This is a genomic window from Mycobacterium palustre (assembly GCF_002101785.1).
Lineage (GTDB): Bacteria > Actinomycetota > Actinomycetes > Mycobacteriales > Mycobacteriaceae > Mycobacterium > Mycobacterium palustre.
This window is the reverse complement of record NZ_LQPJ01000109.1, coordinates 185,585-193,127: the sequence shown is the minus strand read 5'-3', so window position 1 is coordinate 193,127 and position 7,543 is coordinate 185,585. Positions and strand designations below refer to the sequence as shown.

Annotated in this window: 7 protein-coding genes; 5 read left to right on the top strand and 2 right to left on the bottom strand. The window is 63.0% G+C overall.

The window, feature by feature from the left end; genetic code table 11:
- Positions 1-72 precede the first annotated feature (72 nt).
- The 3 genes from AWC19_RS16795 to AWC19_RS16785 all read left to right on the top strand — a co-directional run bounded on the left by AWC19_RS16795 (position 73) and on the right by AWC19_RS16785 (position 3,452).
- A complete protein-coding gene (locus AWC19_RS16795) occupies positions 73-411 on the top strand; it encodes a DUF3024 domain-containing protein (RefSeq protein ID WP_062887574.1) in 339 nt (112 codons plus the stop codon).
- 627 nt (positions 412-1,038) lie between these two features.
- Positions 1,039-1,794 carry a hypothetical protein gene (locus AWC19_RS16790; protein WP_085079183.1) on the top strand — a complete coding sequence of 252 codons (756 nt, stop codon included), beginning with the start codon at positions 1,039-1,041 and terminating at the stop codon, positions 1,792-1,794.
- Positions 1,791-3,452: a phytoene desaturase family protein gene (locus AWC19_RS16785; RefSeq protein ID WP_085079182.1), complete on the top strand. Its 1,662-nt coding sequence runs from the start codon at positions 1,791-1,793 to the stop codon at positions 3,450-3,452. The genes AWC19_RS16790 and AWC19_RS16785 overlap by 4 nt, the downstream gene beginning before the upstream one ends.
- Here AWC19_RS16785 and AWC19_RS16780 read toward each other — a convergent pair.
- Together AWC19_RS16780 and AWC19_RS16775 are read right to left on the bottom strand one after the other, a co-directional pair.
- On the bottom strand, positions 3,424-4,203 hold the full coding sequence (locus tag AWC19_RS16780) for a hypothetical protein (protein WP_085079181.1): 780 nt from the start codon (positions 4,201-4,203) through the stop codon (positions 3,424-3,426). The genes AWC19_RS16785 and AWC19_RS16780 overlap by 29 nt on opposite strands.
- Before the next feature lie 146 nt (positions 4,204-4,349).
- Positions 4,350-4,970: a TetR/AcrR family transcriptional regulator gene (locus AWC19_RS16775; RefSeq protein WP_158090901.1), complete on the bottom strand. Its 621-nt coding sequence runs from the start codon at positions 4,968-4,970 to the stop codon at positions 4,350-4,352.
- Positions 4,971-5,047: 77 nt separating this feature from the next.
- On the opposite strand from AWC19_RS16775, the gene AWC19_RS16770 reads away from it, so the two are divergent.
- On the top strand, positions 5,048-6,157 hold the full coding sequence (locus AWC19_RS16770) for a spirocyclase AveC family protein (RefSeq protein ID WP_085079179.1): 1,110 nt from the start codon (positions 5,048-5,050) through the stop codon (positions 6,155-6,157).
- Positions 6,154-7,542, top strand: coding sequence for a protoporphyrinogen/coproporphyrinogen oxidase (locus AWC19_RS16765; RefSeq protein ID WP_085079178.1), 1,389 nt, complete (start codon positions 6,154-6,156; stop codon positions 7,540-7,542). Before AWC19_RS16770 ends, AWC19_RS16765 begins: the two co-directional genes overlap by 4 nt.
- The last annotated feature ends 1 nt before the right edge of the window (position 7,543 follow it).

Genomic DNA, 7,543 nt, shown 5'->3' with positions numbered 1-7,543 from the left:
GCCGTCAACGCCAACTCGACACCGCCTACGACACCCTGACCGCCGCCACCGACACGCCCCGGTGGTGACCCAATGGCCCTACCCGAACTCGATATCGCACGCGTGCAACAGTGGTGCGCGGCCAGAGTGCCCGAACACGCGCGTCACCAAGTCCGCGTCGAATGCGACGTCGCTGCCCGGCACCTCACCATCGTCGAACGACGAGCGCCGTGGCGCGAAGACTACGGTCCAGACTGGACCAGTTTCCCGATCGCACGACTGCGCTACACCGCCACCACCAACACCTGGACCCTGTACTGGCGAGACCGACACCTCAAATTTCACCGCTACGACACGATCGACCCCACACCGCACATCCACGATGTGCTCACCGAAATCGATCACAACCCCTCAGGCATCTTCTGGGGCTAGCCACCTCAACGCCAGAAAATCCCAACGCACCGCGAAGGGGGGGCCAAAACTAGCCGTCACACTGGGGCCACTTCAAGTTGACATTGCCACCCACCACGACCACATCGGCTATCGACATCGAATGCCCCTCCCTTGAGACTTCATCCATATAAAGAAACGATAGGTCTTAAAATTAACAGGATCGGGACCCGAAACCCAGGAAATCGTGGGCTCAGTAGCCCATGCGCGCAGTAGGCACGACCCGCCCGTCTGTCCAGCACGGTTAATGCACCACCGCGTCGGCCTGAACTGAGCACTGTCCGAACGACCGTTCCATTCCCGCTGGGTAGACGCGTCGATGGCATGAGCGCACACGGAGGACCCTGGGAATTGCGTGCTGGACGCCAAATGATCCGGAATATAACGGTATGTGCGGCTCGATTCACAGCCATCCCTCGCCACCGCCACGCCATGCTCATGCGAGTTGTCCCCCGAATGATCAACGTGCGTTAACTTTTCTCGACGAACTCCGTATCGGATTGGCGGCGATAGGTCTAGCATCACGCGCATAAAATGCGTGCGCCCGAAGCGACTTGACAATGGAAATTACTGCCTCGCTTCGACCCCCACGTGACTTAGGAGATACGGATGGATTCGTCGACGAAGTCAAAGGTCGAGATGTTTGGCGTGTGGTGCGGGATCGGTTATCTCGTTCTGTTGTTCGCCGGATGGGGCGCGATGGCTGGGTTCTTGCCACCCACGCCGCCGTCGGCCGGCGCAGATCACATTGCGGCGCTATACCACGGCGACTTTACGCGGATCCGCATCGGCATGGTCATCACGATGTTTGCCGCGCTGGCATTCATTCCGTTCGCGGCAGTGGTTGCGCGGCACATCGCGCGCATCGAGGAAGGCCCCGGCGTCTTGACCTACACCTTCATGCTGGGCGCCGCCGGCAACATGGCGCTGACGTTTTATCCGGCGGTGTGGTGGCTGACCGCCGCATTTCGGCCCGATCGCGACGCGGCTCTGATTCATTTGATGAATGACATGGCCTGGCTTCAGTTTCTGGGTGGGATCAGCATGTACCTGGCAATGCCGCTGGCCATCATGGTCGCCTCGCTGTGTGACAAGAGCCCCCATCCAGCCTTTCCCCGATGGAGTGGATATGCCAATGGCTGGATGGCGCTGACGCTGCTCCCCGATCAGCTGCTGTTTTTCTTCAAGAAGGGCATATTCGCCTGGAATGGCCTGTTCGGCATCTGGGTCCCCGTGGTCGTGTTCAGCGGCTTCTTCATTGTGAACGTGGTGGTACTCAGGCGAAGGATTCTCCGTGATCGCGGCCAGCTGCCGGACTCGGCCGATGCGTCCGCGACGCGCAGCCTGTCGGGCCGCAACCGATGACTACTGCTGCGCCCAACGCGATGCCGCGCGCCGAGTATGACGCGGTGGTTATCGGCGGCGGCCACAACGGGCTCACCGCGGCGTGCGTGCTGGCCCGAAACGGCTTGGACACCATCGTCGTCGAGGCCGGCTCCACCTTCGGCGGACAGTCCACGACACTGCCATTGGTCGAGTCGGCACCCCAGCACAAGATCAGCCCTTACGCCGTCGACGACATCTTTTTGACTGCGGGCGGCCTGGTCGACGAGCTCGGGCTGCGCCGCTTCGGATATCGCGACATCTACATCGACCCGTCGTATGTATACCTACATCCCGACGGTGCCTCGCTGGCGTTCTGGCGAGACGCACAGCGCACGGTGGACGAGATCAAGACCTTCTCGCGCTCCGACGCGAACGCCTACCTCGACCTGATGCGCACCGTCGACAATCTGCTCGACATGGCCATTCCCCTGATGAAAGCCAATCCGCACCGGCCCGGCCTCCGCACCGTCGCGACCGTGACTTCGCTTGCCGCCCTACGGGCCCGCCGGCTGCCGAGCATGATGTGGTTGGCGGTCGCCTCCGCGGCCCAAGCGATATCCGAGCGGTTCCGGCACCCGATCGTGTGCAGCGCGCTCGCCCAACTCTCGGCAACCTGCGTCGGCCCCATCGACACCGACGGCAGCGCGATCGCCCTAATGGCGCCGGGCTTTCCGCACCGGTTTGGGACCCGCCGCCCGTTGGGCGGCACCTACGCGCTCGTCGAGGCGTTACTGGCCAACCTCGCCGACGCCGGCGGCAACGCGATCGCGAACGCGGCGGTCGAAGAGATCATCGTGTCCGGCGGACGGGCCACCGGGGTCCGCCTGGCCACCGGCCAGACGCTGCGCGCCCGGGCCGGGATCATCGCCAGCTGCGACCCGCGCCAGACACTCGGCCGGCTCCTCCCCGACGGAACGCTCGACCAGGTCACCCAGGCCAGAGTGGACCACATACCCACCGCAGCGAGCGGCGTCAGCGCGTTCAAGGTCGATATCGCACTTCGGGGACGGCTGGGCCTCAGGCGCCACCAGAAGAACCGCCAGGACTTCGATTTGCGGTTGCCCGCCGTCCTCATTGCCGACAGCCTTGACGCGGTCGTGCGATCCTCGCAGCAGTCGCGGGCCCGCGAACTACCTGACGACATCCACATGTTCTCGGTCGTGCCCACCCAGGCCGACCCATCGCTGGCACCGCCCAATCAGGACACTCTGTACCTGTATGCCCCTATCACTCCCGTAAATCCGGAGCCATCCTGGGACACCCTGGACGCCAAGGCCGCCGACGCGATCGTCGCCAAGGCCGCCGAATTCTTCGACGGCATTACGGAATACGAGATCGGGCGGTGCGTGCAATCTCCCGCCGAACTCGCCCGGCGCGTCAACGCCACCCTGGGCGCGACGGTATCGCACGTGGATTATCTGCCGCACCGGCTCGGTCCCCTGCGCCCCGCCCTTGGGCTGGGCGGCTACCGCACTCCCATCGAAGGCCTTTACCTCGGAGGGTCGGGGTCGCACCCGGGCTTCGGTATGACCGGCTTACCAGGCCGGCTCTCGGCGCGGGAGGTCCTTCGTTGTCAGACCCGGCCGAGTCGCATGCTCACGAACCGCATCAGCCGGGCACCGCAGAGCCCACAGTGAGGCGGTGACCCTGGTCGGCCCCGCGAACGCTCATGGCCTGGGATTTGCCAGCCGCGAACCGTATCGTGATCGCCAGCAATGTCACCGCCATCGCGATGGTCGCAAGTGCCGCAAGGTATTTCACGAATAGGTTCGTCTCGGCATGCAACGCGGAGAAAATCGGCCATCCCATCCCAACGCTCGCGGCAGCGTCGAGGACCATCGGAATCAGTACGAGCAGCAACATCCGCCAGCCGGTCAAGAACGAGCCGGCCACCAAGAGCAGTACCGCCGTTTCGAGTGGGCCGCCGATGTTGATCGCAAACCAATACAGTGGCAGGCCAAAAACCTTCATCGGCGGATCACCATAGTATTGGTACATTCCCGATGCGAGAGCGGGAATTTCGACCGCGATGTCGGCCAGCCAGAACACGCCGATCCACGTCCAGACCTGTGTCGCGCTGACACCTCGTTTCAATGCTTGCAGCATCAGGTAGGGGATCCCACCGAACAAAGCCATGTAGACGAACACTCCCCAGACTGGGACGGGCCCGAACGTATCGAGTGCGACCCACTGGCCGGGCCGCGGATGCCAGACCAGCCCGAGCAGGTCGTCGATCGGTTCGTTGAAATAAGCGACCGCGCCGCCAACCAACAGCAGGGCGAGAAGGGGATCTCGCCGCCGCACCAGCAGGATCGCCGCGTAGACGGCGAACGCCAGAACCACCGAGCCCCAGATGCTCGTGTACACGATCTGCGCGGTGTGCGGCATGACGAGGTGCTCTGGAGGTGTCGGCCCAGCATGCATGGCAGTTACTCCCTGATCGGCTGATTATCACGTCAGTGCGAACGGTCGTTATCTTAGGTGCCGCGCTCCGCTCAAACCAGGCCCGCGTACGGCCTCAACGAGGGCTGGCGTCAGCTGGAGCAACGCTCAACGAGCCGGGCCCGCCAGGCTTTGATCTCTGCGGGAAAGTCGTAATCGTCTCGACGCAGTGCCCACCTGAAACACAGGCCGATCGCATACGACACGAACACCTCGGCCTCGCGGGCGGGATCGACGTCGTTCCTGACCGAGCCGTCCGCTTGGCCGGCGGTCAGGTGGTCGACGAGCTCTGCTTCGTATTCGGCGATAAGACGGTCGAACCAGCCGGCGAAGTTTTGCAGCGCGGCGGGCGTCTCGAAAGTGAGCACGATCATCGCGCGCATCGTCTCCGGTTCGCCCTCAACCGCGCGCAGCAAGTCGTCGAGCTGGCTCACCACCCTGTCGAGGCCGGTGCCACCTCGATCCCGTCGCGTAGCAGGGAGCAGGAGATCGGCAAAGGTTTCGAAGACCGACTGCAGCAGGGCTTCCTTGGAGCCGTAACGGTCGCGGACCATGTTGCGGTTGAAGCCGGCACTGATGCCGATCTCAGCCGCGGTCGTGCGTTCGTAGCCCTGCCGGGCGAACAGCCGAATCGCCGAGGCAATCAGTGCGACGGTCGACTCCTCGACCCGTTGCCGATTGGTTCTTGGCCGGCGCCTGTTCGCACTGGTCACAGCAGAAGTGTAAATCCATCTGTTCCTAAACAGATAGATATCTGTTCATCGACAGACCAATCTGTTAGCGTGATCACATGCTCGATGAACGTGCGTTCACGGCCAAGGGGCCGGCGAAGGTCAACGCGCCGGGGCCGGACCCCGTCGCAGCTCAGCGGACATGGGCCAAGGTCTGGATCGTCCACGGATTTCTGTGGCTCGCCCTCATCGCCTACTGCTGGACGATGTGGGTGGTCAGCGGCGACTTCACGCCCAACACACTCGGCCGCGGCCAGGAGCCTACCTGGTATGTGGTACTGGTTCGGTGCGTCGAAGTGGTCTTCGGGATCTTCATCACCGGTTGGATCCTGTGGCACTTCGTGATCGGGCCAAAGCTGCGCACCGGCCGCTTCACCTTCGACGGCCTGTTCTTCCTCGCCGGCTGGTTGATGTTTTTCCAAGAGCCCTGGCTTAATTGGACCGTTTACCAATTTCAATACGCCACAACGTTTATCAACTTCGGCAGCTGGTTGTCGCACATCCCTGGTTGGAGTTCGGGCAACGGCCAGTTGATTCCGGTGCCCATGGTGTACTTCACCGCCTACCTGTGGATGTGCGCGATGTCCGGTTACGCCGGATCCCGGTACATGACCTATCAGCGGAAGAAGGACCCATCGCGCAGCGTTTTCCGGCTCATCGTCCAGACCTATCTGGTCATGATCGTCGGCGACGTCGTCGTGGAGCTGATCATGACCAGGACTGGCCTGATCAGCTACTCGTCGACCATTCCATGGCTGACGCTGTTTGCGGGCACCGACCACCAGTTCCCGCTCTACGAGCCGCTCAGCTGGCCGGGGACGTTCATCATTTTGAGTTGCCTGCACTTCTTCCGCGATGACCGTGGCCGGTCCTGGCCCGAGCGCGGGATCGACAAACTGAAATTCAAGCGCGAGGGGTTCAAAACCTTCGCGAGGTTCTGCGCGATCGCCGGCGCGGCCCAGTTGGCGATTTTCATCGCCTTCAACATGCCGTACTGGTTCTACGCCTTGCACTCCGGGCCCATGCCCAAGCCGCACATCGAACGTGCCTGGCGGAACGGTGGGGTGTGCGGCCCCACCACCGCATTCAACTGTCCAGATCCGAAGCTCCCGATCTCGCGTCAATCAGCACCGGACCGGCCTGAGCTCTTACCACGGAGGCATCAATGACACAGCAACACAGCACCGCGGCCGTGATCGGCGGCGGGATCGCCGGGATGGCGGCCGCCTACGAGCTCAGAAAGGCGGGGTTCCACGTCACGGTGTTCGAGACCCGTGACCGGGTGGGCGGACGGATCTGGACGGTGCGCAAGGGCGACTTCCTGATGGACCTGGGCACCGCCGTCTATCTCGGGACCTACCGCGAGGCGGTCGCAATGATCCATGAGGTCGGGCTGACCGACGAATTCGTCGAGACGCCGGTCATTTTCGGGATGCCCCGACAGGGCAAGCAGAACTACCTCAATCTGGCGAAGCCGATCCGGGCGAGCCTGACCACCAAGGTCGTCTCTTGGCCCGCCAAGATCAAAGCCCTCCGCTTGTTCGCCGACGTGTTCAAGCACCGGGCAAGCCTCGGCTACGACACCTACGACGGGCTCGCAAAGATCGACGATGAAACCGTCTACGACTACTGCCACCGGGTGCTCAACGAGGAGCTTGCCCGCTACGTCGGCGCCCCGTTGGTCAGTGGCACCTGGGTACACGAGGATCACGACACTTCGGTGGCCTTGCTGCACTGGACCGTTCGCAACATGCTCGTCAAGTCGGTGTTCAACCTGACTTCGGGGGTGGCCGGCCTGCCGGTGAAGCTGGCGACGCTGGTCGATACCAAGCTCGAGCACACGGTCAGCAACGTCACCGACAACGGTTCGGCCGTCGAAGTAACCTACATGACGCCGTCGTCGGGCGAACAGACGCAGACCTTCGACGCCGCGGTAATCGCGACGACAGCCCAACCCGCGTTGGGCATGTACCCGCAGATGGACGAAAACCACCGGAACCTCTACGAAACCGCCCGGTACCACAGGTTGGGCAACGTGTCGCTCGGTTTTTCGGCGCGGCCGAACGATCCGGGCACGTTCTCGATGGTTTCCCCCTACGACGATCCCGACACCATCGCCGTCATCGCCGACCACAACAAGGCGCCGGGAAGGGCGCCGGCGGGCAAGGGCCTCATCTCGGTACTGTTGTCGCCCGCCTACCTCAACCGGACCGACGACCGCGACGACGACTATTTGCTCGAGCATGCACTCGACCGGGTCAAGTACTACTACGGCAAGATCCCCGGTGACTTGGAGCAGCATGCGATCGTGCGCTGGCCGGAGTCGGTCCCTGTCATCGACAAGGGCCGGTTCAAACGAATCGCCGACTTCCGCAAAAAGATTGACCGCAGTTCGAGGGTGCAGTTCGCCAGCGACCTGGACCGTATCCCAGGCCTCAACGGAGGTTTGGTCAGCGGTAAGGAAGCGGCCGCCCGCGTCTCGGCGCTGTTCGCCAACAAGAAAGCAACCGGTAAAACTGCTCGATCACCGCTCATCGGTACGCCGGGGACGTAAG

Excerpts from the sequence above, each read along its gene's own strand:
- AWC19_RS16765 (WP_085079178.1), top strand. The coding sequence starts at position 6,154 with ATGACACAGCAACACAGCACCGCGGCCGTGATCGGCGGCGGGATCGCC.
- AWC19_RS16770 (WP_085079179.1), top strand. The coding sequence starts at position 5,048 with ATGCTCGATGAACGTGCGTTCACGGCCAAGGGGCCGGCGAAGGTCAAC.
- AWC19_RS16790 (WP_085079183.1), top strand. The coding sequence starts at position 1,039 with ATGGATTCGTCGACGAAGTCAAAGGTCGAGATGTTTGGCGTGTGGTGC.
- AWC19_RS16785 (WP_085079182.1), top strand. The coding sequence starts at position 1,791 with ATGACTACTGCTGCGCCCAACGCGATGCCGCGCGCCGAGTATGACGCG.
- AWC19_RS16780 (WP_085079181.1), bottom strand. The coding sequence starts at position 4,203 with ATGCCGCACACCGCGCAGATCGTGTACACGAGCATCTGGGGCTCGGTG.
- AWC19_RS16795 (WP_062887574.1), top strand. The coding sequence starts at position 73 with ATGGCCCTACCCGAACTCGATATCGCACGCGTGCAACAGTGGTGCGCG.